This is a genomic window from Bacillus sp. FSL K6-3176, assembly GCF_038003325.1.
Lineage (GTDB): Bacteria > Bacillota > Bacilli > Bacillales > Bacillaceae > Bacillus > Bacillus altitudinis.
In genome coordinates, this window is the sequence record NZ_JBBOOX010000001.1 from 2,394,740 (window position 1) to 2,421,683 (window position 26,944).

Here is a 26,944-nt window from a genome sequence, read left to right on the forward strand (position 1 = left end):
GGATGGGGAAGCATCATTCGCACATATGTAGAGAGACTAGCCCGATTCATTTGAAACGACTTGTATGACTTGAATCGTTTCACAATAAAAAGAAAAATACTGTTCTTCATAATCTTCGACAAAGTAATTCAAATATTCCCAGCCTCTATCCAAAAGTTGAATGTTCAAAAAAAGAGAGGAATCGTTTGTTAACTCCAAATCTTTGATTTGAACAGAAGAGACGTTGGTAAATTTCAGATGAATGTCTGCTTTATGGGTTGCAGATTCGTATGGGATGTGTAGATGAATACAGTTGATCAAGTCGTAATGTTCATTATACTCTTTAAAGTAGTGAAATTCATTGATTTGCTTTAGATGGTTGATATTGAAATCAGGGATTTGTTTCTGGACTTTTTCATCTAAAAACCATGTCATCGTTTGTCCTCCAAGAGGTTATTGTATAAGTGCAATGATTTGTTTTCTTGTTTCTTCATGGTATTGAACATAGGAGTGCAATAAAGGATATGATTCAAGGATCTGTTGATACGATTTGATTTGGGGATATTGCTCTTCAAATGACTGACGCAGCACGTTTAACTGTTTTTTCGGTATTCGTTTATGATCGACCACATAACTTAAGCTGCCTGCAACAAGTGAAAAAAACATATAAAAATCATCTGAGTACATACCGGTTTCTTCTTCAAAAGAGACGATTTCATCTGGATAAGATGAATCTAATAAGTATTGATAACGTTGTTTTAAATCATCGAATAAACCTTGTTTATCACGGCTGATTCTCATGGTTTTTTCCCCAATCTCTCATTATTTTTAATTCTTATTTAGACGCTAATGAGATCTTCCTATAAACTGCAAATAAATTCTTGTGAATCGAAACATACGTTTTTCGATTCTATTGCGAGTAACATCCCATTGATGTTAAATAGAAAATTTGCATTTGAATCAAATTCTTCAAGAAGTACATTTTTAAGGTCCCCTATCCCATTAGGATGGTAACCACATTCAAAAATTTGCCAATTCATCTCTTCTTGTATCAATTCTTCAAATCTATCATTACCTTCACCCCCATTATAATAAAGACTCGCCACATTCATAAATCGCAATTCATGTTGAGTAACTTTATTTAATTCTGATACTTTTACGCTCAGTATTAATTCTTTATGAAACAAATCAAATGTGACTCCAAGTACATTACAACCACCATCTAGATAATCGATCCATTTTTGTACACTATTAAACATCTCATTCACTCTCCTATTTTTTCAGGATGAACTCTATTCTTATCGTGTCACGGAGTTTGTAAATATTCTTCAAATGAAATAAAGTCCGCTTTTTTTCGAAATTCGCTTAAGATTTTCTGATCTCCTGTAAAAATAACATCTGTCGAATCAAAAAATCCGATTTCAAACACGGCTTGAGGGATAACGGGTGTATAATTCACGTTCCAATATCGTTCATTATCTTCAATTTGAGGTATTGAAATAATATTCAAATGATCTATATGACGAGGCAATGCGGTCAAAACAGCGAAAATAAAAGAATAGTCATGTAAGAATTTTTTGAAATGTTCACCCTTCAGAAATAAAAAATCCGTATAATCCGGCATAACTTCTGAATGAGATTGATTATTCCGATCATGAAGCATTGGGAGTGTCACATCACTTATGACCCAATGATACTCTTCTACGTTTAAATTGATTTTCTTTATTAATTCATTTACTTCGAATAGATTTTTCTCTTTTGCTAATACGATTCTCATTACTTGCTCCACCTCACCGATTTAAAACATCAGACGAAACTAAAAATATTCCACAGTATCAAAATCTGACCATAATCTCCAGTCAGTGTTCGTGTTTATATTTACAATGCATGTTGGATCTTGATAGATCAAACTCTTCGCAACCGATTGAAAAAAAGGAGATTGACTAGGGAGTTGGCTATGCGTTTCTGGATGAAACCATGATTCAGTTGTATAGAGCGGTTTATCATATACATGCTGAACGATGTCAAATTGTTCTTGATCTGTCATCCATAAACTATCCAGCAAATCTCGATGTTTGGCCATTTCTCTTAACAGAGTAATCCATTCATTTTCCTCTGTTACATCAGATTGGCATGACTCTGGTATTTGAACATTAAAATAGCCACCATTCAATTTAATTCGTAATGGTTGTTTGGTGAATCCAGGTTCTATCTCATCATCTATTATTTCATCATGCTGATCCACGAAAACAAAGAGCTCATCCAATAGAAAATTGATGGATCCATTATTCAACTCATGACCAAACGCAAAAAAATCAATAGCCGGTCCTAACTTCGATAAACCGAATAATTGAATCGTGATCAGCCAATTTCCATCTCTAGTAAATAGAGAAAGCTTCCCTTTGGCAAAATCAAAGTTCTCGTTATCTAATAGCGGAAACTCTTTATTTAGAAAAGACTTATCTAATGTGTTTAATACATGGTCTATTTGTTTCATTTCTTCCTCCTTATGAAGTCATTTCTTCAAAGTTAGTATAATTTCGAATCAGTTCTTTTTTAAAATCATCAGGAAGTTTTTGATTCGGAAATACAACTGAAATCCAGCCTAATACAATCTCATCTAAAATTCTCCACGTTTTTAACAATCGTTTATTCATTTGTTCTAATTGAAGAATCGCTAGTACTCCTATCTCATAACCTCTTTCGCCATAAATGATCCATTTCGCAGAAGGGGAAACCCATATCACACGTGAAGCAATATCCATTATGCTATCATTTACACTCTCTATCGGATAATCCGTTAAGAGATCGAGGTAATCACTTGGAGTAAGGTTTAACGGTACTTTCACCCAAGGATAATAACCAAAATCATGATAATAATCATCCATGCTCTTCTGCTCATCTAATACAGCCATGAGTATATAGTCATCATGATGATTCAAAGCTAAACCTTTTAACATTTCCCAACCATCATCTGATAACAACCAATGGAATTCTTCGAATAAATAATGAGGGGTTTTCGTTTTCAACACTTGATCAGGGAATGTCTTCGTACTGTGAATGAGCGAATGAACAAGCGATAGAACATGTTCAAATTCTTTTGGATCGGATATAAACAAATGTTTCACTTTATGCTCCTTTCATATCTTCGGGTAAGGCTATTATCAGTCATTGATTCTCAATTCCACCGCTTAGAACATTATGCATAACTAGAAAGCATTTGAGTGAAATAGTCATCGAATGTTTTTTGATCCTTTAATAATAGTTGTAGCCATTTTGCTAAAACAGGGTGATCCAGTGGCTTCCATCCTTCTTCTAATAACATATTTTTTGCAGAATCTTTTGTTGATACCATCCCTATGATACAAATTTCCATATCTCTATCTGCCCAAATCGCCCACTGCAAAGAATGAGATAACCAGACAACTATATTCGAATTCGTGATTATATTATCCGCTATGGAACCTTTTGGGTGCATCCATAGTGCATTTACATAATCCTCACCTGAAATGTTCACACTCGCTTTCAGCCAATGATAATAACCAAATTCCTTCAAATAATAATCAATTGGATCTGGTTGAAGGACTGCAGTCAAAAATTCTCTATCTTGTGTAACAGTTGATAACTCTTTTATGGTTGGTAAAATATCATCACTCAATGCCCAATCAAACTCTTGAAACAAAAAACAATCAAATGTCTTACGAAAAACTTGTTGTGGCAGCTCTTTATTTGTTTCAAACACATGGTCTACTAAATTCTGATAGAATTTGAACTCTTTTTCTGAACGAATAAATAAGTCTTCAAGCCGTTTCAAACAACTACCTCCACTCTTGTCGAACTAGTAGTTTTTTAATTCTTCCTCTATATCTTCTTTTAATGTTTGAATTTCAATTGACACCGAATTATTTCGATTATAGAAAATGGACGGATTGATTCCATCTGCTAACATTCCCGGCAGCCACTCTTCTATAAAATCGTCTAAATCAATCATTTCTGGCACTGTTTTTTCCCATTGGTCGATCGCACAATAAGCGGCATGTTCCTCTGTCGGCCAAAAATGAAGCTGCGGTACACGATGTTCATCCTCTGACATCACCCACCCCTTCTCGTTTCTTAATGACCAAACCTCTTCAAAATCAACAATCTTTTTGATGAAATAGTCATAACGCTTTTTCGCAGGTAATTGGACGGTGGTTTCTAATTCTTTCGGATGCATGGACATTGCGTCACTCCTTTTATTTATAAATGGGCTTAATCATAAGAATTTAGCAAGCTCATATATAGGAACTATTTGTATTCTTCTAACCAGTCATTCAAATCATCTACAGGATGTAAGTAAGAATTAGGTGAATCTTTCAAATCAATTCCACTTAAAAGAATCAGCATATCCCAAACTTGATCATCGTCTATTTCTGGATCGTCTGCAGAAACGTAAATTTCAGCCCAATCAGACACTTGTTCTCTTGTGATCGTCCCCTTTAAGACATTTCGTATTTTATTTAAACAGTCTAGCATTTTTGGTTCAGCCATTTATTACACCATTCCTTTCTCAAAACTCATTTTACGCTGTAAACTGCCTATATTTCATATTTAATAATATCCTCCATTGACATACCTTTAAAATATAATGAAAGAATGCTTATAATAGTGTATTCGCCAAGCATACCAATCGGGTTAAATATCATTTTAGCGGTTTTTGGATCAGCAACCTCTAAGGACCTAACAGGTGCATCGTGACCTTCTTTACCCTTGCTTACATAATAATTTCCATCTCGGTATTCCACGAATTTCAGATTTTGAAGATCCTCTTCTTTTATAAAATCTTGATTTATTTTTGTGATGACTTTCCATGAACCACTTAAAAAGCCTGTCAGGCCTGTATTTGCAACGAATAGTCCTTTCTCTTTTTTTATCAATTGTTTTAACTCATTTTTTTCTATTCTTTCATCAACAAACAAATCATAGTATTGGATTAAAATATCATCATATTGATTTTTCCCCTCACCCGAAATGATCAAAGCATAGCTCAATTTCCCAACTTCTTTTAATGGGAGTTCAAATATAGCTCCTGGTTCTACTTTACTTAAAGTTTTTACTTTTTTAGTTGTTATTTTAATATCCGTTACTTCTTTGTCGTTTAAATCATCAAAATAGTGACTACCTCCATTGTTTAAAGCCATCATAATTGTCAAAAGCATCTCATCAATCGTTGGCTTTCTCTTCAAATGTTCCTCAGTCATTTCATAGAATTGTTCAATCGCTTCTTCAAAAATATCTAATCCATCATCACCAATTATGATGTTCTTTTTCTTATGTACTTCTTCCCAAAAGCCCATTTAGAATACCCCCTTTATATATTGTGTTCTTTATGTTATTCTCATTTTGCTTTATCACGATAAACGTATACTTGTATAAACTGTTTTATGTGCACGTTTGAAAAGTGCCACTTCATGATCCGTTAACCACTTAAGCTCTCTCATATGATAGGAAATTTCTTCTAAATAAGTATCGGTTTTTGCAATTAATTTTTTATCTAAGATATTTCTTTTATTGTCTTCAACTACAAGATAAAGAGTAAACTGTTTTAAATCTAATTCGATAAGTGGGTAAGCTTTTCTTTTTTTATCGGGACTTAGTTTTGTTCTCCCTTTAATCTCCGCTTTATATTCCTTCTCTTTCATTTTCTTAAATGTCGCTTTGACTAGCTGACTGTCCCAATTTTTCAGTTCACACAGATAGAGTATCGCTTTTTCCAAAGTATCTGCTAAGATCTTTTTCTTATTTGTTGCATTTTCAAATTCACTGTAACGGAAGGGTACTTCCAGCACGTACGTATTTTTTAAAAATAAGATGTCTGGTTCATCTTTTAAAGTACTAATTAATTTGTAGTCTTTAAAAGACCCACATATCAAAACAATAGCCTCACAATCTTTCGTTTGAAATTTCTTTTCTAATTCGTATAAAAACATTTCAGTCATACAAAGGGATTGGCTGGCTAAGTTCCCACGATCTTCATCTGACATTAATTGTATATTTTTCAAATACACTTCTTGTAAGCCTCCTAATAAGATTGTGAATGTTTGCTCACTCTTTTTTCAAAACTTGCTTTCTTAGGTGTAAATGCTCTATCTCATTCCCATTAAAATGCCCTTTCTTCCCTTCTAAATATAGCTAGTTTAAAATATTAGCTCCTTAGAATTTGAAGAATTTCTGTTGCTTCTTTGTACAATTCATTAACTAGTTGTATAATAATTCCTCGCAAATCCACTTCATTTTCAAATGCAATTAAATATCCTTTTTTGCTGATCAGATTATTTGATACACAATCCCAGATATCAAGATGGTCTATACAATAACCTTCATCTCCCTCATCACCATCATGAAACTCTTCGCCATTTAGATAATCTACTGAAAAATATATGGATGAATGATAACCTGCTTTAAAACAATCTGAAACATGAACTTCTCTCCCGCTAAATTTCTTCCCATATCCGAATCGTCCAAATGCAGCATTGATTGTTAACCCTAAATCTCTAAAATCTATTTGTTTTTCATTCACTATATTCAAAGCGATTTTTGTTATTTCTTTTTCGATATCTGCGATAAATTCTTTGGTCAAAGTATTCAATTTAATTTTTTTCAAATTTTTCACCTCTTGCATTGCCTATAGTTGTTAAGATAATGATTACTATTTCACTTCAATATATTTCTATAAATATACCATACTTTCAAACTAACCCAAGTATCATCTTTTTATCAATATATCCCCAAATTCACTCATAAAAAAAGCACACTAAACGGATGCTTCTATCAAATGATATTTTTTCAAAATACGATAGGTGATTTCTTTTGCTTCTAGTCCGGTGCCTTCTATATTTGTGGTGAAGATGTAGGTTTTGTTTTCATGTTTGATGAAGCCTGTGTACCAGCCGATTCCTGATCCGGAGCCTGTTTTTCCGTATAGCGTGGCGTGTTTCTCTTCTTTTTGTATCATCATTCGCTTGACGGTTCTCATAACAGATAGGTCAAATGGGAGACTTTCTTCATATAGCTGTTTAAGGAAATGGACTTGTTCTACTGGAGAAATGCGCAACGTACTGCTTAGCCAAAATTGATCGATTCCGCCAGATATGTCTTGATTCCCATAATGAATGGCTTTTATCCAATGGCCCATGCGTTCTTCCCCGATGTCACGTGCCATGGCTTGATAATACCAGACGACTGAATCTCTCATGCCAGAGCCCAGTGTATGGTCCTTATTCCAGTTATCAATCTCTCTTTTTACTCCGTCCCAATATTTGATGTCGTATTCATCTTTAACTGCACCTGTTTGAAGTCCGATTAAGGCATTTGCTATTTTAAACGTTGATTGAGGTGCAAAGCGCTTGTTCGCTCTTTTTTTGTTATACACCCATGGTGATTTTTCTTTTACTTCTTGAATCACAAATGTGCCTTCCCGGTCTTTCAAAAATTCATCTACTGAACACGATGGTGATGTTCCTTCGCTTGATGAAGGTTGGCCGATAAAAAGTGCCATCAGCATAATAGTAGAAAATAGCCATTTTATATGCTTCTTCAAAAAAACCGCTCCTTTTCCCATGATTTGTATCGATTTTAGCATGTTGAGCGATAAGACATAAGGTACGCTTGTCCTCTTTTCTGCCAAATAAAAAAAGCCGGTTTTATCCGGCTTTCTGTTTATTGTATGCTCAATTTTTTCTCTTCAATCGCTTGCTTTGCAATTTTCGAAATTGTCATATCGTCCATTGGTGGGTTATGAAGGCCAGCACGAATGTCTCGATAGTAACGTTGAAGCGGGCAGCTAAGGCTTAAGCTTTTTGCACCGACTAAACGCATGGCTTTATCGACCACTTGCAGACTATGATTGACGACTGTATGCTTCACAGCACCGAATTCATTGATTAACAGCTCTCTTTTCTCTGGTTGCTCATACAATGTTGTCGTTGAATAGATGACATGGCGTGCTTGCTTTAGTAGTAAATCAATTTCGCCAATCAGTATTTGGACATTTGGCAGTTCGCTAATCGTTCCGCTAATACTGTTCGGTGAATGGGTGATGGCATACTGAACAGCATAGTCTCTTGCCGCTTGCGCAATCCCTAAATAACAGGAAGGGATATGTGCGATCCAAGGATTCAGCATACCGCCCCGAGGTCCTTTTTGCACTTCAACCAACATGTCATCTGGAACTTCCACATGATCTAGAATTAAATCATGGCTCTCTGTTCCTCTCATGCCAACAACATCCCACGTTTCTTCTATAGAAACACCTTTTGTATCATGGTGAATTAAGAAGAAGCCCATCGCTTCTTTTTCTTCGATCCATACACCGACGAGAAAGTATGTGAGCGCTGGTGACATCGTTGTGAATGTTTTCCTGCCACTGATCACCCATTGATCTCCTGATCTCGTTGCAGTTGTTCCAGGTTTGCCTCCTCTTGTTGGACTCCCTGTTTGCGCTTCACTGACAGCCCGGTTCACAAGAGTCCCATTTTTGATTTCTTCAGCAAAAAATTGCAGCTGCTTCTCATTCCATAGTTTCTTTTCATAAATTTCACCAACAACTCCTTGGTGCCAGCCGATCGATAAGGCAGTTGCTCCATCCATACTTCCTAGCGTTTCTTGAAAAAGGACCATATCCTTTACAGATTGACCCCCGCCCCCGTACTCAACAGGCAGAGACAACGTTGTATAGCCCAGTTCTACTAATGATTCGATATTTTGTTTAGGAAAATAGGCACCCTCATCATGTTCTTTTGCAGATTGTTCGATCGTTTCACGAAGGGATTCTAGTTGATTTAGCCAATTTTTTTGAAAATCTGTATCGACAAATAATGCTTTAGACAAAACGTATCCAACTCCTCTGTTTCTCGCAATCTATCATATCCGATTTATCCAATAGGTATTATTAAAACACACTTTACTTATAGGATTTAATGTGTTAAATTTTATCAATATTAAGTACATATGTCAAAGGAACGTGATGCTTTTATGATTTCTGCTATTAATCTACATAAATCCTATGGGTCAACTCATGTGTTAAAAGGAATTGATTTCACCGTACAAGAAGGTGAAGTGGTCGCCATTATTGGACCGAGCGGATCAGGAAAAACAACCCTTCTCCGCAGTTTAAACAGCCTTGATATCCCAGACAAAGGAACGCTGACAGTTGGAGAAGCCACGATTCAATTTGAACAATATCGGAAAAAAGATCTTCTAAAACTCAGACAGCAATCGTCTATGGTGTTTCAGCATTATCACTTGTTTCAAAATAAACGAGCACTTGAAAACATCACAGAAGGATTGATTGTGTCTCAAAACATGTCTAAAAAAGAGGCGGAAAAAATCGGAGAGCAATTGTTAACGCGAATTGGGCTGCTTCATAAAAAAGATGCGTTTCCAAGTGAATTATCCGGCGGTCAACAGCAGCGGATTGGGATTGCTCGTGCTCTTGCCATGAATCCTGCGGTGCTTTTGTTTGATGAACCAACGTCCGCACTAGACCCAGAGATGGTCGGAGAAATCCTTGAAATGATGAAAGATATTGCGAGCCAAGGCATGACGATGGTCATTGTGACGCATGAAATCTCGTTTGCAAAAGATGTAGCGGATACAGTGATCTTTATGGCAGATGGGGAAATCGTTGAAAAAGGCTCACCAGAAGACGTCCTGATGAAGCCTCAGCATGAACGGACGAAACAATTTTTATCAAGAATTCATCGCGGGATGTGGCAAGGATTGGAGGAAGACAGATGAAGCGCAAGACTTTATTCACCGCCGCTAGTATCCTTCTGTTTCTCCTCTCTCTCATTGGCTGCAGCAGTGTGAAAACGACAACAGATGATGGCAGACAAATTGTCAAAGTCGCACTAAGCGCAGAAGTCAATCCGCCTTTTTTAGCCACAAATGACCGCAACGAGCCGATTGGCTATAACATCGATTATTTAAATGAAGTCGAGAAACGTTTGCCACACATTCATTTTGATTATACCTTTGGCGAGGAAGAATCCAATTTAATTGGGATCGGCGCTGGGAAATTTGAAATGGCGGCTAATTGGTTTTTTAGTAATCCTGAACGTGAAAAACGCTTTCTTTATCCTAAGGTTCCATACGGCTATTCGATGACAGGTTTAATTGTGAATGAATCAGAGCAAGATATTCAATCTCTAGACGATATGACATCAAAAAAGCTCGCTCCCGTCAGTCCTAGCGGCGGCCTTCGTTCCATATTAAATCAATATAATGAAGAAAATGATCCGAAAATTCCGCTCACGACCATTGAAAGCCCTTCAAACGAACTCAATTTAAAACGAGTCGAAAGTGGACGGTCCGATGCGGCTTTTATGAATATTTCAACCTTTGATACGATACAAAAACATCTTCACCTGAAAGTCAAAGTGGGCGGCATTGTCTCAAAGGAACCTATTTATCTTGTCTTACAGCCTAGTCAAAAGAAACTAGCATCACAATTGGACCGAGTGACACAAGAGATGATAGAAGACGGAACATTACCTGACCTTGCGAAGAAATGGTTTGGCGTTGATTTCTTTCAAGATATTGACTATATATCAGAGCAAGGCTATCAATATGAAGAAAGGAAGGAAGCGCCATGACGTTTACAGCTGGAGATTGGCTGAGAATCTTTTTACAAGTGGTTGATCGTCTGCCACTCACATTTCTTATGATTGTGGTGTCATTGTTTTTTGCCATCATCATCGGATTGCTGTTTGCTTGCATTCGAATCAAACAAATTCCAGTGCTGAAACAATTGGCGGTCATTTATTTGTCATTTACACGAAGTACGCCGCTCATTGTTCAGTTATTTCTGATTTATTTTGGTCTGCCTCAGCTTTTACTCATGGCCGGAATTCAAATCAATCATTGGGATCGTGTGTTATTTGTGATGATCACATTCTCGTTACATACGGGCGCTTATTTATCTGAAGTCTTTCGCAGTGCATATTCTTCTGTTGGGAAAGATCAGCTTGAAGCAGCTTACATTGTTGGGATGACAGATACTCAGGCATTAATGAGGATCATTATTCCACAAGCCTTTCTCATTGCACTTCCGAACCTCGGAAATTACACCATTGATCTCGTGAAAGATACTGCCATTGCATTTACAATCGGACTCATTGATATGATGGGACAGGTCAAAATCATCCTAGGTAATAACTACGGGATAGGGATGTTTGAAGTGTACGTCATCATTGCAATTGTGTATTGGCTGATTTGCATCAGTATTGAACTGATCACGATGCTACTGGAAAGAAAATTTGTGAAAGGCCGCACCAGCCTGTCACGCTAAGGAGGCGATTTGATGCAAACCATTGATATATCATTTGCGATTGACCAAATACCACATATTCTAAAAGGCGTTCCCTTTACCTTATTGATTGCACTTGTTTCTATGGCTGTGAGCCTTTTGATTGGATCTGTTTTTGCTTTCATTCGCCTCTTTCGTATCCCTGTGCTCCGCCAGCTGGTCACGCTCTATGTCTCATTTTTTAGAGGAACACCTCTCATTGTTCAGTTGTTTGCTTTCTTTTATGGCATTCCATTTGTTCTGACCAAAATGAATAGCACTTTTGGGTTGACCTTTCACCCGGATATGGTCTCCCCGCTTACCGTTGCCCTTATCACCTTCAGCCTGCATTCAGCCGCACATTTAACAGAAGTGGTCCGCAGCGCACTTCTTGCAGTAGACAGAGGGCAGCTTGAAGCGGCGAAAATCGTTGGCATGACCACCAGACAGGCGATGATTCGCATTATTTTACCGCAAGCGTTTGTGGTTGCCCTGCCAAACCTAGGGAATCAGCTCATTCAGCTGTTAAAAGCCACATCCCTTTCGTTTACAATTGGTGTACTGGAAATCATGGGAATCTCTCGCATCATTGCAAATGATGGCTACAAGTTTTTAGAAACGTATCTCGTCTCTGCTTTGATCTATTGGATGCTTAGTATTTTCTTTGAACTCGCTTTTGCTTTGTTAGAGAAACGAGTCAGCGTGTACGGAAAGTCTCTTGGACGTTAAAAAAAAGAGAATGGCAGATGCCATTCTCTTTTTCGTCCTACTTATTCAGCACTGACTAAAATTTTCACTTGATCTTTTTCATTGATTAATGCATGGAAACCATCTTCGATCACATCGTCCAGCTTAATTTTCTTCGTGACGAGTGTATCTGCAGAGAAATAGCCTTTTCTCATTAAGTTTAATACAGATGGAAATACGTCTCTATAGCCGATGATTCCTTTGACTGTACGTTCTTTAATGACAATGTCATTCGGCATAATTTCTGCGCCTTTTTCCCAAATGCTTACAATGACTGTTTCACCTGAAATTCTAGTTGATTGGATTGCTTGCTTCAATACAACAGGTACACCTGTCACTTCAAAAGAAACATCGACTCCACCATTTGTACGGCGTGCGATTTCTTGAACAACATCTTCATACTGAGAAGGATCTACAATGATCGCTCCAAGTTCTTTTGCTTTTTCTTGGCGCTCTTTTGATAATTCCACTGCATAAATGTCAGTAGCACCAGCTGCTTTTAATGCTTCAATGACAAGTAAACCGATTGGTCCACAGCCAAACACAGCTGCTGTATCCCCAGCTTGCACTTTACTAGAACGAACCGCATATAAAGCAACTGCAGAAGGTTCAACAAGTGCACCTTGCTCATATGAAATTTCGTCTGGTAACAAATGAAGTAATTCTTCATCGACAGATACATATTCAGAGAATCCTCCACCGCCACCAGCAAGTCCTAAAAAGCCCATGTTTTCATCTAAGTTGTAAGCACCTTGGTGCCCGTGAGTTGCAAAAATAGGTTCAACAACCACTCGATCGCCTACTTTGTAATTACTCACGCCTTCTCCAACTTCTACAATTTCACCAGAGAACTCGTGTCCCAGTGTAATGGGTGCTTTTTCTTTTGTAAGTGGATGAGGTTCGTTCACAGGAATGAAGATCGGCCCGCCTAAATATTCATGTAAATCACTACCACAAATGCCGCACCATTTTACTTTCAGTTTCACTTTTCCTGGAGCAACTGTTGGTTCGTCAATTTCCTCTAGTCGAATGTCCTTTTGATCGTGCCAGCGTAGTGCTTTCATTTGTAAGACTCCTTTTCTCATCAATTTAATTAACTTACTTAAATAATGATAACATAATTTTTTTAATTTTCTAAGTAAGATGCACTATTTTTTTGACAGTCAATGGACGAAAAATGACAAAACATAGCAACAGACAAATAAGAAGCATACATAGGCAGCCAATTATGACAGAAGTACGTATCGATAAAACATGCGCCAATGCGCCGCATATTCCTGTCATCATCATCGTCAGAACTGCTTCACATAACGCATAAAAACTTGCCACTCTCCCCATGACCTCTACCGGGATATTCGTTTGATAAAAAGTCATAAAACCAGTGTTTGCAAATGCTAAAAAGAAAGCGAGAACAAAAAAGCCAGCTGCTGCGATAGTCAATGTGCTTGAAAAAGCATAGATCAAGTATCCAAAAGCCACAAACAAACTCCCCGCACCAAGCATCACTGAAATAGGCAGCCTTTCGACAATGACCGTATTGAGACATGCCCCTGCGATAATCCCTGCTCCAGCTACACTGACAAGAAACCCATATTCGGTATTGGTCAACATCAGCACTTCCTTTGCAAAAGCTGCTTCAAGTGAGTCAATGGCAGTCGGCAGCACCGTGATGGCGGCACTAAATAATAAATACACGGCCATCACTTGACGGGATGTGAGACTGAAATGAAAGACAAGTTTTGCATCTCCCTTTAATACCGAGAGAGAAAAGCCCTTTTGTGCCCCGTCTGCTTTTGACAAGATCGGTAAACACATCGTCAAAACAGCAGATATCAAAAGGCAGATTGCATTTACATAAATTGAAAGGACTGGTGTACCAATGAGAAAAAGCAGCCCTGCTACGGCGGGTCCGAGTAAAAATCCACCAGACTGAAGCAAGGATCGAATGGCATTAAACCGTTTTCGTTTATCCGCCGGGATTAGTGCTGTCATATACACCATCGAAGCTGGATGAAACATGGCTTGTGCCATATGAATGAGAAATAGCATCACATATACGATCAATAAGTGGCCAGAAAATAAGGCAAAGGGTAAACAAGCAATCAGAACGGCCCGGCATAAATCTAGACTGATCATGACATTCCGCTGATTCAGTCTATCTACTAAACTACCAGACCAGCTATTTGTTAAAAGAGCCGAGACAGGTCTTAACATATAGACGGCTGTTACAGCAAGAACGGAGCCCGTTTCCTGAAAAATCAGCAGATGTAGAGCAATCATATAAATCCATTCTCCTATGTTCGCAATACCAATCGCTCCAAGTAACATGCTCATATCCCGCCAATGTTTTTTCATCGTAGTGTCCTCCTTTTTGTCATGAAAAAAAATCCCGCCCCCAAGACATTTCTGTCTTGAGGACGGGATTGACTCCGCGTTGCCACCTCAGTTCATTCACCTGTTACCAGATGAACCTTAGCAGGTTATCGCTAACCCTTCTCTATAACGGGAGAATGCCGCTGCATCACCATCACAATGAATCCGGTGCAGAGCTAAGAGGCTTGGTTCTGTAACGCTTCCCAGCTCCTTCTCAGCTTCACGGAGTTCTCTGTGTGAGGCAGCCATTACATACTCTTCTCTATTTGCGCTTTATCTTTTTTTCATCACGATCTTCAGCTGAATTGTTACATATTGTACTGCGCCTCCGTCAAGGCGTCAATGTTTTTTTTCATGTTAATCCGCATAAATCATTTTTCTAGTCATGCCGCCATCAACAACCAAATCTGTTCCTGTCACAAATTGATTGTCTTCATCTGTTAAATAAAAACAAGCTTTGACAATATCCTTTGGCGTTCCTACTCGATTGGAAAGGTGCTGCTGATGATCAATTTCTCGCAAATTTTTCTCATCCTTCGTTTCAATCCACCCAGGGGAAATGCTGTTTACTGTTATATGATCCTGACTAAAAGAAGCAGCCAGCGCATGAGTAAGTGCTGATATCCCGCCTTTTGATGCAGCATACGCTTCTGTATGAGGCTCTGACATGGTCGCACGGGTAGATGAAATATTCACAATGGAACCGCCGTTTGGATTCTCTTTGATATAACGTGCCGCTTCCCTTGCACATAAAAAAGCACCTCGTAGGTTTGTATGCAGCACATGATCAAACTCATCAACCGTTAGCTCATAAGGCGATTTTGTACACATAACCCCTGCATTATTGATGAGAATATCGATCGTTTGATAACGAGCCACAGCAGCCGACATGATGTCTTGAATATCCTTCTCTTGTTTCACATCCGTTTTTTTAAAAAAAGCCTCAAAGGACTCCTTTTTCAGCTGATCTTCCAAGCGCTTGCCCTTCTCTTCGTCAATATCCGCAAGCACAACACGCGCCCCTTCTTTCGCATAGCCATACGCGATCGACTCACCAATTCCATTGGCTGCGCCAGTGATGACAACTGTTTTATTGTGAAAGTTCATCGTTTATCCTATCCTTTCTCTCATGAGATGTTGTCGTCTATCATACCACTCATGTATACACGATACCTAGTCAAATGGGACATAGAAAAACCACCACCTAAATCATACATTAGGAGGGTGGTATATTTGTAATTCTCCATATTGACGACATAGTCGTTTGCTTCTTGTGTAAAGTCTGGGAAAGTTTGTGTGTATCATTCAGTCATTCTATTCGGCTCTTTTTCTGTATGACTATATGAAAAAGCAGCCTTTAGTATATCTAAGTAGTCCGCTTTCGTAACGGCACGAACATTGCTTTTTGTAGAGTTATTTTGTTCTGCTAGTTGAGCCATTTTTTCAAAATCCTCTACTTTTACATAAGATAATTCTTTTAGTGATGGAATACCTAAATTCTTTGTGAATGTATACATACCATCCATTAATTTTTGAATCGCCACATCATCTGCATCCGTTTTATCTGCAAAGCCCATAATGTTTGCAAGCTCTATGTGCAATGATTTGTTTTCAGCTGCATTAAATTGTATGACATAAGGTAAAAATACAGCATTTGCGATACCATGAGGCGTATCATAAAGACTGCCGAGCGCTTCGGCTAAACAATGCACGGCTGCTACATCAGCGGAACCGAAGCATAAGCCAGCGAGTAAACTGCCTTCCTGCATTTTGTATCTTGCTTCTAAATCAGATCCGTCTTCATACGCCTTCGGTAAATAGGTCACAATGGTTTTCATTGCGCTTGCCCCCATCGCCTTAGAAATAGGGTTTGTTTCTTTACATGTATAGCCTTCAATCGCATGGACCAGTGCATCAACACCTGTTGCCGCTGTTATACTTTTTGGCACCGTAGAAGTAAGAGCAGGATCCAAAATCGCAATAGTTGGTCGAAGCAAGGCATGTTTTAAGGTGATTTTTTTATGTGAAGCAGCTAACGTAATCACAGATGAACGGGTCACCTCAGAGCCAGTTCCAGCCGTGGTTGGAATACAAATTAAGGGTGATACATTTGTGTACGCTTTCTTGCCTGCTATATACTCTTCAGGATTACCGCCATTTGGACCTAATAAAGCAATGGCTTTTGCCGTATCCATTGGGCTTCCTCCACCAATCGCAATAACCGCTGATGCTTGTACTTTTCTAAAGAGCTCTGCACCCGTTAGACATTCATGATCTCTAGGGTTTGGAGATACTTGATCAAAGACGACAACGGAATAACCAGCTTCTTGCAAATAGGCTTCAATAGGCGTCACCAATCCTGCGCTTTTTACACCAGGGTCAGTTACAATCATAATTGTAGCACTAGGCAATACAATGTCCTCTACAATAGAGGCAATATCTTTAGATTTCCCCGCCCCCATGATCATTTTCGTATGACAATCATATTCAAAATTTATCATTGATTTTCTACCCCTTCATTTGTTGATTTAATTGCTTGTTTTTCTGCTCCCCACCATTCTATTCCTTTTAAACCGGGAATGGTAGAAGCGTAAAAAACAGGGTTCTTTCCTACCTTTCTTTGTCCCATGTAATCATTTAGAGCCGCAAAAGCAAATTTGCCTAAAATCGCAATGGCAACCAAGTTAACAATAGCCATAATCGCCATCGACAAGTCCGCTAACGTCCAAACGATTTGTAAGTTGGCGAGAGCACCAAACATAATCATCATTAAAACAGTGATTCGATACACGAATAGCGCGGTTACACTGTTATGAATAAAACCGATATTGGCTTCACCGTAATAGTAGCCACCTACAATGGAGCTAAATGCAAAAGTAAAGATCGCAAATGCTAAGAAAATACTAGCCCAAGAACCGAAATGCTGCGCCATTGCAGCTTGAGTAATTTCAATACCTGACAAATCACCTGCTGTTTCTACTGTTGATAGCATAATAATAAATGCTGTACAACTACAAACAACTAATGTATCAAAAAATACGCCTAATAATTGAACAAACCCTTGTTTTACTGGGTGTGAAACATGGGCAGCAGCAGCTGCATTTGGCGCACTTCCCATCCCTGCTTCATTGGAAAACAACCCGCGTTTGACACCGTTCATTATTGCAGCGCCGATTCCGCCTCCAACCATTTGCTCTAATCCAAACGCACTTTTCATAATACTTGCTAATGCTGCGGGTACATCAGCGATATTTGTCACAATCACATAAAGTGCTAAGATAATATAAAACGAGGACATGATTGGCACAATGATTTGGGTAAAGCGGGCAATTCTCTTTACACCACCAAAAATGATGAGAGCCGTAAGAATGGTTACGAATACCCCCATACCAATTGGACTGATACCAAATGAATATCGAAAGGCATTTGTGATGGTGTTCGTTTGTACTGCATTAAAAATTAAGCCAAAACTAAGAATAACAGAAAAGGCAAAGATCCTACTTGGCCATTTCAGTCCAAATTGCTTTTGTATATAATAGCCTGGCCCCCCTTTAAAACCATCACTTGTTCTCACTTTATATATTTGAGCGAGTGTGCTTTCGACAAATGCAGAAGCTCCCCCTAAAACTGCTGCAAACCACATCCAGAAAATAGCTCCAGGACCACCAACTGTGATGGCAATAGCAACACCTGCCATATTTCCAGTTCCAATCCTCGTCGCTGCTCCGATAAAGAAAGCTTGCATTGAAGAAATGTCTTGACTCCCTTTTATTTTTGGAGCTTTTTCAAAAATAGAACGGAAGATCTCTTTTAGTAAGACAATTTGCATAAACTTCATTCTCACCGTAAAGTAGATTCCTATTCCTATTAACATAATGACTAAAATATATGTCCATAAAAAGTCATTTATTGAATTGACAATCGTTTCAAACAAAGCCATCCCCCCTATAAAATCTGAACATTCTAAATAATGAAAGCGCCTACTTTTATCATAGTAAAAATGTTATGATCTATCTATAGAAGTTTTCTGATTGCATCAATCGGCTCATCCGATTTAGGAGGGATTGACGTTGGAAATAAAGCAACTGATGATGTTCCAAACAGCATCAAAAGTATTAAACTTTACAAAAACAGCACAAATACTTGGCTATGCTCAATCTAGTATCACGGCAAATATCGCTGCATTAGAAGAAGAGTTAGGAACCCCTCTATTTGAAAGGCTTGGAAAAAGGGTCATTTTAACTGAAGCTGGCATGAAGTTTCAAGATTATACGGATAAGATTTTAGGTTTAACAGGAGAAGCATTAGAGGCTGTTGGCGGGATGAGTGAGCCAAGCGGCATTTTGAGAATATGTGCATCTGAAACACAATGTACCTATCGACTTCCTCATATTTTAACGGACTTTCAAACAACGTATCCTAAAGTAGAACTGATTTTCCGTCCCGGAATATCTGAAAAGGATGTTTTAAATCTATTACTGGAAGGACAAATTGATGTCGCTCTATTATCGATGAATCCTGTCGTATCCTCACATTTAATTGTAAAAGAATTAAAAGATGAACCGATGGCCATTGTATGCTGTCCAACAAATCCATTGAGCAAAAAACAAAAAGTACATCCTATCGATTTAGACGAGCAAAGATTGTTGTTAACTGAGGACTGCGATTATCGTTACGCCTTCGAACACTCTTTGACACAGGCAGGAGCAAAACCGAGAAGTAAACTAGAGCTAGCAGATGTAGAAGCCATAAAAAAATGTGTAATGGCTGGTCTAGGAATTGCTGTACTTCCCGAAATTTCTATAAAAAGAGAAATAACAGAAGGCCATATGATTAAAATCAATTGGATGGGACCCTGTCTCACAACGAAAATCCAACTATTCTGGCATAAAAATAAATGGATGTCTCCTGCTTTGAAGGCGTTTGTTGATTTAACAGAGGATTATATACTCAGGCACGACTAACAATTGACATGGAATGTAGCAGAAAAGCTTCATCTTTTTATATGTAACAAACAAAAAAACTTACAGGAAAAATCCTGTAAGTTTTTTTCGATGGATCATTATTTAGAAATCATGCCATGCGGGTCAATCACAAATTTCTTCGCCACACCCGAATCAAAATCGCTATATCCTTTAGGGGCTTGATCTAGGGAAATGACGGTTGCATTAACGGCTTTGGCGATTTGTGCTCTTCCGCTTAAAATAGATTTCATCAAGCTGCGGTGATATTGCATGACAGGGGTTTGGCCTGTCACAAAGGTATGGGCTTTGGCCCAGCCAAGTCCAATTCGCACTTTCAGAGATCCAACTTTTGCATCTTCATCCACAGCACCTGGATCTTCTGTGACGTAAAGTCCTGGAATTCCAAGCTTACCGCCAACTTTGGTAATATCCATAATTGTATTTAAAACGGTGGCTGGTGCTTCTCCTTGATCTCCATGACCTGAAGCTTCAAAACCGACACAATCGACCGCACAGTCGACTTCTGGCTCTCCAAGGATGTTTGTCATTTGTTCACCGATTCGATCATGTTTTCGTAAGTTAATCGTTTCGCAGCCAAAGCTTCTCGCCTGCTCGAGCCTTTGTTCATTAAGATCGCCGACGATGACAGCAGAAGCGCCAAGGAGCTGAGCGGAATGCGCTGCTGCAAGACCTACTGGCCCTGCACCAGCAATATAGACGGTAGAGCCCGGCTTTACGCCAGCCGTATAAGCACCATGAAAACCTGTCGGGAATATATCAGAAAGCATCGTCAAATCAAGTATTTTTTCCATCGCCTGATCTTTGTCCGGAAATTTGAGTAGCTGGAAATCAGCATATGGCACCATGACGTACTCCGATTGGCCGCCAACCCATCCGCCCATATCTACATATCCATAAGCTGAGCCAGGTCGATCGGGGTTCACATTTAAACACACATGGGTTTTTTGTTCTTTACACATGACGCAGCGACCACAGGCAATATTAAATGGAACTGATACGAGATCACCCTTTTGGATAAACTCTACATCTCGTCCAACTTCAACGACTTCACCAGTAATTTCATGACCAAGGACAAGTCCTTCAGGCGCAGTTGTACGCCCTCTTACCATGTGCTGGTCGCTCCCGCAAATGTTTGTTGTCACCACTTTTAAAATGACGCCATGCTCACACTTACGTCCAACATTGGCTTTAGGTACACCAGGGCCATCTCTTAAAACCAAATCAGGGTATCCAATATCCTCAACTGCTACATTTCCTGCTCCTTTGTAAACGACACCTTTGTTTCCCGACATGTTTTCATTCCTCCCTTTTTGTTTAAAAATGAAGTCTCCCCAAAATTCTCTCTTTCTCGGGCTTTTTCCTTCTTTTAACCACACATTGACTCAAAAAGTAAGTGACAAATGTCTATCTAGGAGAGAAAAATGTACTTTCCAGTCAAATAAAAAAGAAAATATTGAAAAAAAAGCTAAACATTTGCAGAACATTGTCGATATAAGGAATAAGCCAGACAGGTATCCTTAATCGACAAACAAATTCCTTATATATACTATCATTCCTTACACACCTGGCTGGCCCCTACATATGAAATGAATGCAAAAGACTCTTCTTGTGAAGAGTCTTTTTTATTGACGAATGGTCCATTTCATCGCATGCAAAAAGGCTCCTCTGACGAAGAGCCTTTTTTAATTGCTTGTTCATTACCTGGGAAATATTTTCATCATCATTTTAAGGCTTTGATACAGATGTATGTATCATAATGGTAAACAGAGACGTCTCTAAAGTGATACGCTGAAAAAAGACAGCTGATGTCTTCTTCACTGTACGTTGAAAGAGACTGTGAGCGTTTTTGTTCCTTCATTAGTTCCTGCTTTTGAAAAGATAAGAATACTTCTCCATCCACTTGAAGAACACGATATACCTCTTTCATAACTTGTTCGATATCTGGCAAGTAATAGATGGTCTGCACTGTGAACAATTTATTGAATGATCTGTCTTCAAAAGGTAATTGCTCAGCTCTTCCAAGTGTGATAACGGCTTTTTCCTGCTCGACAAGCCTCTTATGTTTTCTTTTCGCGTATTTTACCATATGACGCGAAGCATCGATTCCATATACTTTTCCTCGATCAAGTTTTTCCGCTACTTTAGATAATGTCATACCTCTTCCAGTACCAATTTCTAAAATCCGGTCGTTTTCTTGTATATTTAAGAGTTGAATCGTCCATTGATTGATATTATGATGATTTTTTTCCATATAGCGGGCAACCCATTTTGAGAACAAGCCCTTTGGTTCCCTCATTTGTTTTCCAATCCAGCTTTGAATCAATGTCAACACCTGCTTTACACCAGTAAATAAAACTATTTACGAATTTTCTTACTTTTCATATCGGCTCTCGCCTAACAAAAGTTAAGACCTAGTCCTAATTTCTTTGTCTTTTATTAGACGGCAACTTTTCTGAAAATGTTTCGCACGTCATGAAAAATATTTAAACAAATAGGCATTTTCATTAATTGTGCTCAGATTGATTTCGTTTTCCGCATGAGCTGCATATTTTATGAATGTATCTTGATTAGATAAAGGTGGTGCTAGATTATGGGCTTTGGCGGTTATTCTGGAGGCTACTGCGGTGGCTACGGTGGCGGTTTTGCAGGCGGATTCGCATTGCTTGTTGTACTGTTCATTTTGTTAATCATCATCGGTGCAAGCTGGATTTGCTAATGTAAAAGGAGCAGGAAACGATAACGTTTCCTGCTCCTTTTCTTTAATACCAATAGGTTGGATAATTGTACATATAGCGTCTGAGCATTTCTTCTTGCTCTCTTTGCATTCTGTATGGATTGCCGTATCCGTGCTTTAAAGAATGCGGAATAGACGCATATCCGTGCCCCACTGATGGAAACCTCATATATGGTGACATCGACATTCATTGATCACCTCACAATCTCCTTTTACGGTTATCATATGTGCAGGTGATCAATGTGGAGCGTGTCTAAACCTGGTCCTTCTCCCTTGTATAACAATCAAGCATTGCAAGCATCATAAACATGTCAATCTCCTCCTTTTCATGTTTTTATTGTCCTTTTTAGTTCATGTACTTTAGTTGTTTCTGCTTCATTTCTTCATAAAATGTTTCGACTTGTTGTTCATAAAGAACCGTTTCAATGTCTTTGTATTTACGTTGGATCGTCAAAGTAATAAAAAATAAATGGATTGTCATATACGCTCACCTCCCTTCAGTTCGCAGCACGCGAAATAGCCCGCAGATCTTCTTTATCAGTTGACCTGCGGGCACACAAAAATGCAGATCAAAAGACAGTGTCTTCTAACCTGCGATGGATGATACGTGAAATCCTCGTTTACTTAAACAGTTTTGTAGCGTGAACCGTAAAAGGTAAAGGAAGGACACGAGCTCTTCCACAGGCTGATGACATGATGAAATTGGTTGTTGAATTGATCACAAGTAGATACGAATAACATATTCTTCAGCCTCCTTTACGTTTTTAATTACTTTGTAAGTATATCCAGCAAGCACCATTTTGTAAACCTGTTTTTAGTAAATTAGATGATTTTTGTGTGTTTGACTAAATTTCTACAGACATTCTTGTCCGATTATCCAGTGCAATTAAAAAAAGTCTCCTCATCATATGAGGAGACTTTTCGACTTAATCTTCATCTAGTTCTTGTAGCTTTTTTTGAAAAAAGATCGCACGTTTCACGCAAAGAAAAGCGGCTAATAGGAAAACACAATCAACTGCCATCATCAGCATTTTTGGTGATGCTTCTAGGTGCTGATTTGGTAAAATCGTACCAATATATAAAAAGGTGCTAACAGCAAGCAAAATAAAAGCGTATTGCTTGTAATCTGTCACTAAACCATCCCACTTTTTCTTCACTTGATTCACCTTCCCGTTATCAATGTCTATTGATAGCTTACCATAGTGAGAGAAAGCGGGGGGCATGTAAATCTATCCATTCGTTACTGCGTCGAGCCCTTGTTCAATATCATGTAATAAGTCATCAATATCTTCAATACCGACAGAAATACGGATTAAACCATCTGTGATGCCAAGCTCTTCTCTGCGCTCTTTTGGAATGGATGCATGGGTCATGCGAGCAGGAACAGAGATTAAACTTTCAACCGCCCCTAGGCTTTCTGCGATTGTAAACAATTTCAATTGGCTTAAAAACACGTCGACGTTTTCTTCTTTTCCAATATCAAAAGAAATCATACCGCCAAAGCCTGTTGCTTGAGTTTTTGCAAGCTCATGACCTGGGTGAGCGCTTAAACCTGGGTAATAGACACGTGTAATCGAAGGATGTTGTTCTAAAAACTCAGCGATTTTCTGCGCGTTTTGTTGATGTGCTTCCATTCTTAGTCCGAGCGTTTTCATCCCTCGCATTAGAAGCCACGCATCTTGCGGTCCAAGAATACCGCCTGTAGAGTTTTGAACAAAGTGCAGTTCTTCACCAAGCTCTTCAGTAGCTGTCACGACAAGTCCGCCCACCACATCACTATGGCCGCCTAAATATTTTGTGGCACTGTGCAAGACAATGTCAGCCCCATATGAAATCGGCTTTTGAAAATATGGGGTAAAAAACGTATTATCGACAATCATCAAGATGCCAGCTTCTTTTGTGATCCGGCTTATGGCTTGTAGATCGGTCATTTTCAGCAATGGATTGGTTGGTGATTCAATATAGACGGCTTTTGTTTCTGGTAAAATTGCTTTTTTCACCGCTTCAGGATCACTTGTGTCTACAAATGTGGCTTTAATGCCAATCCGGTTGAGCACCTTTGTCATCACACGATAGGTTCCGCCGTACACGTCATCAGTCAGTACGATATGATCTCCGCTGTTAAACAGCATCATCACAGCTGTAATTGCAGCCATCCCTGAACCGAATGCATAGCCGTTTGCCCCGCCTTCAAGATCACGAATGACTGTTTCCAGTGCTGTTCTTGTTGGATTCGCAGTTCTGGAATATTCATATCCAGTGTGCTCGCCTGCTTTAGGCTGCTTATAGGTGCTGACTTGATAAATAGGAACAGACACGGCTCCTGTTTTTTCATCACCAGTGATTCCACTATGAATCATCATTGTTTTTGGCTTCATTTTATTTTCCTCCCTCATAAATACCTTTACTTAGATAACGCTCACTGCTATCAGGAAAAATGGTCACGATCACCGTCCCAGGTGATGCCTTTTTCGCTTCCTCTAAAGCGGCAAATAGAGCGGCTCCAGACGAGCTTCCGATCAGAACACCTTCCTTTTCAGCTGCTTCTTTCACCATTCGGAAAGCATCATCGTCACTGACGGTATAAATCTCGTCAAATAAAGTCGATTCCATATAATCTGGAATAAATTCAAGGCCAATTCCTTCCGTTCTATGCGGTCCCGGCTTTCCGCCATTTAAAATAGATCCTTCTGGTTCCACGATCACTGTTTTTATCGCTTCTTTTTGCTCTTTTAAATAGGCAGCACAGCCTTGAAACGTTCCACCAGAGCCCGCTCCTGCTACAAACACGTCTATGTTCCCCTGGAGGTCAGACCATATTTCTGGCCCGAGTGTTTTATAGTAAGTCAATGGATTTACTTGGTTTTTAAATTGTAAGACGCAATAAGCATTGTCAAGGCTTGCCTCTAGTTCAAGGGCTCGATCAATCGCACCCTTCATCCCATCTTTTCTTGGTGTATGAATAATTTCTGCACCAAGCGCTTTCATGAGCTGTTGTTTCTCTTGACTAAAATGTTCTGGTACACAGAAGATCGGATGCAATTGATGTTTTCTTGCACTTAGCGCAAGCCCGATGCCTGTGTTTCCTGCAGTTGCTTCAATAATGGTTCCGCCTGGGCGCAGTTTGCCCGATGCCAGCGCTTCTTTAATCAGCATATCACCTAAGCGATCCTTAATACTTCCGCCTGGGTTCATCATTTCAAGTTTTGCATAAACATCAACACCTGCCGGCACACCCATCCCTGACAGTTTTAAAAGCGGTGTGTGGCCAATTAATTCCGTAATATCATGTATGACAGCCATATAAATCCCTTCCTTTGTATGGAAAAGAAGGGGGAAACCCCTTCTTTTATTGTGTTTGCTTTATCATACGCAGGACAAGGTCTGTTGAGTGAATCGCTGCTTGCTCTAGAAATTGATCAAAAGAGATATTGGATTCTTTCCCAGCAATATCTGACAACGCTCGAACGACCACAAATGGCGTTTCAAATAGATGGCAAACTTGCGCAACTGCAGCTGCCTCCATTTCCACTGCATACAGCTCTGGGAATTTCTCTCTCACAAACGCGACACGACCAGGATCATCCATAAATGAATCTCCTGTTGCAATCGTTCCTTTTGCCACTTGAATATGATCGATTTCTGAAGCAGATTCCTCTGCCAGCTTCACAAGCTGATCATCTGCGATGAAAGCAGCTGGTAATCCTGGCACTTGTCCATATTCGTAATTAAAGATCGTCACGTCCACATCATGATGTCTAACATCAGTAGAGATGACAATATCACCTACATTTAATGAGTGATGGAAACCGCCAGCTGATCCTGTATTGATTACATAATCTGGCTGAAAGCGGTCAAGCAGAAGTGTTGTGCTGACCGCTGCATTCACTTTTCCAATCCCTGATTTTAATAAAATCACTTCTTTATCTTCATAAACACCTGTTGTAAATTCACAGCCAGCGATGTTTTCTTGTGTGGCATTCTTTAGTTGATCTCTTAAAATCGTCACTTCTTCTTCCATTGCACCTATCACTGCGATTTTCAAATTAAAAACATCCTTTCATTCCCTTTTCTTCGCTTCTACGATCCACACAAAATCATTCATTTGATGAAAAGATGTGCTAAAACCTTCTTCTTCAAAGATTTGCTTTAACACACCTATGGATGGATAGTATTCCGTTTCTAAATCCTCTGCAAGCTGATCGAATCCAGCGGCTTTCGCTTTGTTTATTTCAGCTTGATGTGCTGCTTGATTTTGAAACATTGTATCAGCAAAGACTATTTTACCACCTGAGGGAAGGATGTTGCCATAGGTGTGGATGGCTTGTTTTTTTTCGTCGTCCGTTAAATGATGGAAAGCATATGAACTGACGATCGTATCTGGCTCAAAAGGTGGAGATGGAAACGATAAAAAATCCCCGTCATGAAATACATTTGGTATTCCTTTTTGAAGAGCCGCTTTCTTCATGGCCTCTGAAGGTTCAACGCCAAACACTTTCTTATCTGCTTGAAGCAGTGCCGCTGTTAGGTTTCCTGTGCCGCTTCCAAACTCAATGACATGTTGACCTGCACGGCGAGTAATCTCTTTTAGAATGACCGGATACCGGTGAAACACTTCTTTATACTGCTCGTCATGACCACTTACAGTGTCATCATAAGATTCAGCCCAATGATCAAATAAAGAAAGAAACTCACGTCCCATTTTTCTTTCCCTCCACTTTATCTATTTATTCCTATCCGTATAGTATGTTTTATTCCGTCGAACAGTTCTTATCCTACCACATCTTCTGATTCTTTCCT

At 39.1% G+C, this 26,944-nt stretch carries 34 protein-coding genes; 6 read left to right on the plus strand and 28 right to left on the minus strand.

Going from position 1 to position 26,944, the window contains the following annotated elements; translation table 11 throughout:
- Positions 1-36 precede the first annotated feature (36 nt).
- The 14 genes from MHB38_RS12480 to MHB38_RS12545 all read right to left on the minus strand — a co-directional run bounded on the left by MHB38_RS12480 (position 37) and on the right by MHB38_RS12545 (position 8,847).
- The gene (locus MHB38_RS12480; RefSeq protein WP_008342582.1) at positions 37-414 is read right to left on the minus strand and encodes a hypothetical protein; all 378 of its coding nucleotides are present in this window, start codon (positions 412-414) and stop codon (positions 37-39) included.
- 18 nt (positions 415-432) lie between these two features.
- The gene (locus MHB38_RS12485) at positions 433-780 is read right to left on the minus strand and encodes a YxiJ family protein (protein ID WP_202734330.1); all 348 of its coding nucleotides are present in this window, start codon (positions 778-780) and stop codon (positions 433-435) included.
- 59 nt (positions 781-839) lie between these two features.
- Positions 840-1,238 carry a YxiG family protein gene (locus tag MHB38_RS12490; protein WP_144716580.1) on the minus strand — a complete coding sequence of 133 codons (399 nt, stop codon included), beginning with the start codon at positions 1,236-1,238 and terminating at the stop codon, positions 840-842.
- 47 nt (positions 1,239-1,285) lie between these two features.
- Positions 1,286-1,756: a hypothetical protein gene (locus tag MHB38_RS12495; RefSeq protein ID WP_202734329.1), complete on the minus strand. Its 471-nt coding sequence runs from the start codon at positions 1,754-1,756 to the stop codon at positions 1,286-1,288.
- A gap of 39 nt (positions 1,757-1,795) precedes the next feature.
- Positions 1,796-2,476: a DUF7003 family protein gene (locus tag MHB38_RS12500; RefSeq protein ID WP_202734328.1), complete on the minus strand. Its 681-nt coding sequence runs from the start codon at positions 2,474-2,476 to the stop codon at positions 1,796-1,798.
- A gap of 10 nt (positions 2,477-2,486) precedes the next feature.
- Positions 2,487-3,107, minus strand: coding sequence for a hypothetical protein (locus MHB38_RS12505; RefSeq protein WP_341003557.1), 621 nt, complete (start codon positions 3,105-3,107; stop codon positions 2,487-2,489).
- 71 nt (positions 3,108-3,178) lie between these two features.
- Complete coding sequence (locus MHB38_RS12510; protein ID WP_250026188.1) at positions 3,179-3,793, minus strand: hypothetical protein; 615 nt, start codon at positions 3,791-3,793, stop codon at positions 3,179-3,181.
- 24 nt (positions 3,794-3,817) lie between these two features.
- Positions 3,818-4,201 (minus strand): DUF2750 domain-containing protein, encoded by a 384-nt coding sequence (locus tag MHB38_RS12515; protein WP_080987804.1) that lies wholly within the window; start codon positions 4,199-4,201, stop codon positions 3,818-3,820.
- A 65-nt stretch (positions 4,202-4,266) separates the two neighbouring features.
- Entirely contained in the window at positions 4,267-4,509 is a 243-nt protein-coding gene (locus MHB38_RS12520; protein WP_046526837.1) for a DNA-binding protein, read from the minus strand.
- Between the two features lie 47 nt (positions 4,510-4,556).
- Positions 4,557-5,315, minus strand: a complete 759-nt coding sequence (locus MHB38_RS12525) for an Imm26 family immunity protein (protein WP_048003295.1) — start codon at positions 5,313-5,315, stop codon at positions 4,557-4,559.
- 54 nt (positions 5,316-5,369) lie between these two features.
- Positions 5,370-6,026, minus strand: a complete 657-nt coding sequence (locus MHB38_RS12530; protein ID WP_060832460.1) for a hypothetical protein — start codon at positions 6,024-6,026, stop codon at positions 5,370-5,372.
- Positions 6,027-6,163: 137 nt separating this feature from the next.
- Positions 6,164-6,631 (minus strand): hypothetical protein, encoded by a 468-nt coding sequence (locus tag MHB38_RS12535; RefSeq protein ID WP_225310441.1) that lies wholly within the window; start codon positions 6,629-6,631, stop codon positions 6,164-6,166.
- Positions 6,632-6,772: 141 nt separating this feature from the next.
- Positions 6,773-7,558: a BPU family class D beta-lactamase gene (gene blaBPU, locus MHB38_RS12540; protein WP_412055290.1), complete on the minus strand. Its 786-nt coding sequence runs from the start codon at positions 7,556-7,558 to the stop codon at positions 6,773-6,775.
- Between the two features lie 119 nt (positions 7,559-7,677).
- The gene (locus tag MHB38_RS12545) at positions 7,678-8,847 is read right to left on the minus strand and encodes an acyl-CoA dehydrogenase family protein (protein ID WP_250026184.1); all 1,170 of its coding nucleotides are present in this window, start codon (positions 8,845-8,847) and stop codon (positions 7,678-7,680) included.
- Between the two features lie 144 nt (positions 8,848-8,991).
- On the opposite strand from MHB38_RS12545, the gene MHB38_RS12550 reads away from it, so the two are divergent.
- Genes MHB38_RS12550 through MHB38_RS12565 form a run of 4 tightly spaced genes read left to right on the plus strand, consistent with a single transcriptional unit; the run spans position 8,992 to position 12,034 of the window.
- Positions 8,992-9,756 carry an amino acid ABC transporter ATP-binding protein gene (locus tag MHB38_RS12550; RefSeq protein ID WP_034646521.1) on the plus strand — a complete coding sequence of 255 codons (765 nt, stop codon included), beginning with the start codon at positions 8,992-8,994 and terminating at the stop codon, positions 9,754-9,756.
- Complete coding sequence (locus tag MHB38_RS12555; RefSeq protein WP_035390933.1) at positions 9,753-10,613, plus strand: amino acid ABC transporter substrate-binding protein; 861 nt, start codon at positions 9,753-9,755, stop codon at positions 10,611-10,613. The genes MHB38_RS12550 and MHB38_RS12555 overlap by 4 nt, the downstream gene beginning before the upstream one ends.
- The gene (locus MHB38_RS12560) at positions 10,610-11,308 is read left to right on the plus strand and encodes an amino acid ABC transporter permease (RefSeq protein WP_008342617.1); all 699 of its coding nucleotides are present in this window, start codon (positions 10,610-10,612) and stop codon (positions 11,306-11,308) included. The genes MHB38_RS12555 and MHB38_RS12560 overlap by 4 nt, the downstream gene beginning before the upstream one ends.
- A gap of 12 nt (positions 11,309-11,320) precedes the next feature.
- The gene (locus tag MHB38_RS12565) at positions 11,321-12,034 is read left to right on the plus strand and encodes an amino acid ABC transporter permease (protein WP_008342619.1); all 714 of its coding nucleotides are present in this window, start codon (positions 11,321-11,323) and stop codon (positions 12,032-12,034) included.
- Positions 12,035-12,075: 41 nt separating this feature from the next.
- Here the strand turns inward: MHB38_RS12565 and MHB38_RS12570 are convergent, their stop codons facing one another.
- From MHB38_RS12570 to MHB38_RS12590, 5 genes are all read right to left on the minus strand, one after another.
- A complete protein-coding gene (locus MHB38_RS12570) occupies positions 12,076-13,116 on the minus strand; it encodes a 2,3-butanediol dehydrogenase (RefSeq protein ID WP_008342621.1) in 1,041 nt (346 codons plus the stop codon).
- A gap of 70 nt (positions 13,117-13,186) precedes the next feature.
- Positions 13,187-14,407 carry an MFS transporter gene (locus tag MHB38_RS12575; RefSeq protein WP_057079277.1) on the minus strand — a complete coding sequence of 407 codons (1,221 nt, stop codon included), beginning with the start codon at positions 14,405-14,407 and terminating at the stop codon, positions 13,187-13,189.
- A gap of 375 nt (positions 14,408-14,782) precedes the next feature.
- Positions 14,783-15,532, minus strand: coding sequence for a glucose 1-dehydrogenase (locus tag MHB38_RS12580; protein WP_007501410.1), 750 nt, complete (start codon positions 15,530-15,532; stop codon positions 14,783-14,785).
- Between the two features lie 194 nt (positions 15,533-15,726).
- The gene (locus MHB38_RS12585) at positions 15,727-16,926 is read right to left on the minus strand and encodes an iron-containing alcohol dehydrogenase (RefSeq protein ID WP_057079276.1); all 1,200 of its coding nucleotides are present in this window, start codon (positions 16,924-16,926) and stop codon (positions 15,727-15,729) included.
- A complete protein-coding gene (locus MHB38_RS12590) occupies positions 16,923-18,365 on the minus strand; it encodes an alanine/glycine:cation symporter family protein (protein ID WP_057079275.1) in 1,443 nt (480 codons plus the stop codon). Before MHB38_RS12590 ends, MHB38_RS12585 begins: the two co-directional genes overlap by 4 nt.
- A 130-nt stretch (positions 18,366-18,495) precedes the next feature.
- On the opposite strand from MHB38_RS12590, the gene MHB38_RS12595 reads away from it, so the two are divergent.
- The gene (locus MHB38_RS12595; protein ID WP_341003570.1) at positions 18,496-19,389 is read left to right on the plus strand and encodes a LysR family transcriptional regulator; all 894 of its coding nucleotides are present in this window, start codon (positions 18,496-18,498) and stop codon (positions 19,387-19,389) included.
- A 98-nt stretch (positions 19,390-19,487) separates the two neighbouring features.
- Here MHB38_RS12595 and fdhA read toward each other — a convergent pair whose 3' ends face one another.
- Together fdhA and MHB38_RS12605 are read right to left on the minus strand one after the other, a co-directional pair.
- Positions 19,488-20,702: a formaldehyde dehydrogenase, glutathione-independent gene (gene fdhA / locus MHB38_RS12600; RefSeq protein ID WP_017358089.1), complete on the minus strand. Its 1,215-nt coding sequence runs from the start codon at positions 20,700-20,702 to the stop codon at positions 19,488-19,490.
- Between the two features lie 428 nt (positions 20,703-21,130).
- Positions 21,131-21,733, minus strand: a complete 603-nt coding sequence (locus tag MHB38_RS12605) for a class I SAM-dependent methyltransferase (protein WP_017358090.1) — start codon at positions 21,731-21,733, stop codon at positions 21,131-21,133.
- A 267-nt stretch (positions 21,734-22,000) separates the two neighbouring features.
- Here MHB38_RS12605 and MHB38_RS19565 point away from each other — a divergent pair, with 267 nt between their 5' ends.
- Complete coding sequence (locus tag MHB38_RS19565) at positions 22,001-22,126, plus strand: YjcZ family sporulation protein (RefSeq protein WP_008342643.1); 126 nt, start codon at positions 22,001-22,003, stop codon at positions 22,124-22,126.
- A 43-nt stretch (positions 22,127-22,169) separates the two neighbouring features.
- Here MHB38_RS19565 and MHB38_RS12615 read toward each other — a convergent pair whose 3' ends face one another.
- The 7 genes from MHB38_RS12615 to MHB38_RS12645 all read right to left on the minus strand — a co-directional run bounded on the left by MHB38_RS12615 (position 22,170) and on the right by MHB38_RS12645 (position 26,846).
- On the minus strand, positions 22,170-22,331 hold the full coding sequence (locus MHB38_RS12615) for a hypothetical protein (RefSeq protein WP_154666048.1): 162 nt from the start codon (positions 22,329-22,331) through the stop codon (positions 22,170-22,172).
- A 159-nt stretch (positions 22,332-22,490) separates the two neighbouring features.
- Positions 22,491-22,625: a YrzI family small protein gene (locus MHB38_RS12620; RefSeq protein WP_008342648.1), complete on the minus strand. Its 135-nt coding sequence runs from the start codon at positions 22,623-22,625 to the stop codon at positions 22,491-22,493.
- A 445-nt stretch (positions 22,626-23,070) separates the two neighbouring features.
- Entirely contained in the window at positions 23,071-23,301 is a 231-nt protein-coding gene (locus MHB38_RS12625) for a YrhC family protein (protein WP_035391005.1), read from the minus strand.
- A 72-nt stretch (positions 23,302-23,373) separates the two neighbouring features.
- On the minus strand, positions 23,374-24,522 hold the full coding sequence (locus MHB38_RS12630; protein ID WP_079920471.1) for a bifunctional cystathionine gamma-lyase/homocysteine desulfhydrase: 1,149 nt from the start codon (positions 24,520-24,522) through the stop codon (positions 23,374-23,376).
- A 1-nt stretch (position 24,523) separates the two neighbouring features.
- A complete protein-coding gene (locus MHB38_RS12635) occupies positions 24,524-25,447 on the minus strand; it encodes a PLP-dependent cysteine synthase family protein (RefSeq protein WP_019743015.1) in 924 nt (307 codons plus the stop codon).
- Positions 25,448-25,493: 46 nt separating this feature from the next.
- Entirely contained in the window at positions 25,494-26,189 is a 696-nt protein-coding gene (gene mtnN / locus MHB38_RS12640; protein WP_019743016.1) for a 5'-methylthioadenosine/S-adenosylhomocysteine nucleosidase, read from the minus strand.
- A gap of 15 nt (positions 26,190-26,204) precedes the next feature.
- Positions 26,205-26,846: a class I SAM-dependent DNA methyltransferase gene (locus MHB38_RS12645; protein WP_052320850.1), complete on the minus strand. Its 642-nt coding sequence runs from the start codon at positions 26,844-26,846 to the stop codon at positions 26,205-26,207.
- Between the last annotated feature and the right edge of the window lie 98 nt (positions 26,847-26,944).

Coding starts and splice junctions, on each gene's coding strand:
- MHB38_RS12480 (WP_008342582.1), bottom strand. CDS start 414: ATGACATGGTTTTTAGATGAAAAAGTCCAGAAACAAATCCCTGATTTC.
- MHB38_RS12485 (WP_202734330.1), bottom strand. CDS start 780: ATGAGAATCAGCCGTGATAAACAAGGTTTATTCGATGATTTAAAACAA.
- MHB38_RS12490 (WP_144716580.1), bottom strand. CDS start 1,238: ATGTTTAATAGTGTACAAAAATGGATCGATTATCTAGATGGTGGTTGT.
- MHB38_RS12495 (WP_202734329.1), bottom strand. CDS start 1,756: ATGAGAATCGTATTAGCAAAAGAGAAAAATCTATTCGAAGTAAATGAA.
- MHB38_RS12500 (WP_202734328.1), bottom strand. CDS start 2,476: ATGAAACAAATAGACCATGTATTAAACACATTAGATAAGTCTTTTCTA.
- MHB38_RS12515 (WP_080987804.1), bottom strand. CDS start 4,201: ATGTCCATGCATCCGAAAGAATTAGAAACCACCGTCCAATTACCTGCG.
- MHB38_RS12520 (WP_046526837.1), bottom strand. CDS start 4,509: ATGGCTGAACCAAAAATGCTAGACTGTTTAAATAAAATACGAAATGTC.
- MHB38_RS12525 (WP_048003295.1), bottom strand. CDS start 5,315: ATGGGCTTTTGGGAAGAAGTACATAAGAAAAAGAACATCATAATTGGT.
- MHB38_RS12550 (WP_034646521.1), top strand. CDS start 8,992: ATGATTTCTGCTATTAATCTACATAAATCCTATGGGTCAACTCATGTG.
- MHB38_RS12555 (WP_035390933.1), top strand. CDS start 9,753: ATGAAGCGCAAGACTTTATTCACCGCCGCTAGTATCCTTCTGTTTCTC.
- MHB38_RS12560 (WP_008342617.1), top strand. CDS start 10,610: ATGACGTTTACAGCTGGAGATTGGCTGAGAATCTTTTTACAAGTGGTT.
- MHB38_RS12565 (WP_008342619.1), top strand. CDS start 11,321: ATGCAAACCATTGATATATCATTTGCGATTGACCAAATACCACATATT.
- MHB38_RS12570 (WP_008342621.1), bottom strand. CDS start 13,116: ATGAAAGCACTACGCTGGCACGATCAAAAGGACATTCGACTAGAGGAA.
- MHB38_RS12575 (WP_057079277.1), bottom strand. CDS start 14,407: ATGAAAAAACATTGGCGGGATATGAGCATGTTACTTGGAGCGATTGGT.
- MHB38_RS12580 (WP_007501410.1), bottom strand. CDS start 15,532: ATGAACTTTCACAATAAAACAGTTGTCATCACTGGCGCAGCCAATGGA.
- MHB38_RS12585 (WP_057079276.1), bottom strand. CDS start 16,926: ATGATAAATTTTGAATATGATTGTCATACGAAAATGATCATGGGGGCG.
- MHB38_RS12590 (WP_057079275.1), bottom strand. CDS start 18,365: ATGGCTTTGTTTGAAACGATTGTCAATTCAATAAATGACTTTTTATGG.
- fdhA (WP_017358089.1), bottom strand. CDS start 20,702: ATGTCGGGAAACAAAGGTGTCGTTTACAAAGGAGCAGGAAATGTAGCA.
- MHB38_RS19565 (WP_008342643.1), top strand. CDS start 22,001: ATGGGCTTTGGCGGTTATTCTGGAGGCTACTGCGGTGGCTACGGTGGC.
- MHB38_RS12615 (WP_154666048.1), bottom strand. CDS start 22,331: ATGTCGATGTCACCATATATGAGGTTTCCATCAGTGGGGCACGGATAT.
- MHB38_RS12620 (WP_008342648.1), bottom strand. CDS start 22,625: ATGACAATCCATTTATTTTTTATTACTTTGACGATCCAACGTAAATAC.
- MHB38_RS12630 (WP_079920471.1), bottom strand. CDS start 24,522: ATGAAGCCAAAAACAATGATGATTCATAGTGGAATCACTGGTGATGAA.
- MHB38_RS12635 (WP_019743015.1), bottom strand. CDS start 25,447: ATGGCTGTCATACATGATATTACGGAATTAATTGGCCACACACCGCTT.
- MHB38_RS12645 (WP_052320850.1), bottom strand. CDS start 26,846: ATGGGACGTGAGTTTCTTTCTTTATTTGATCATTGGGCTGAATCTTAT.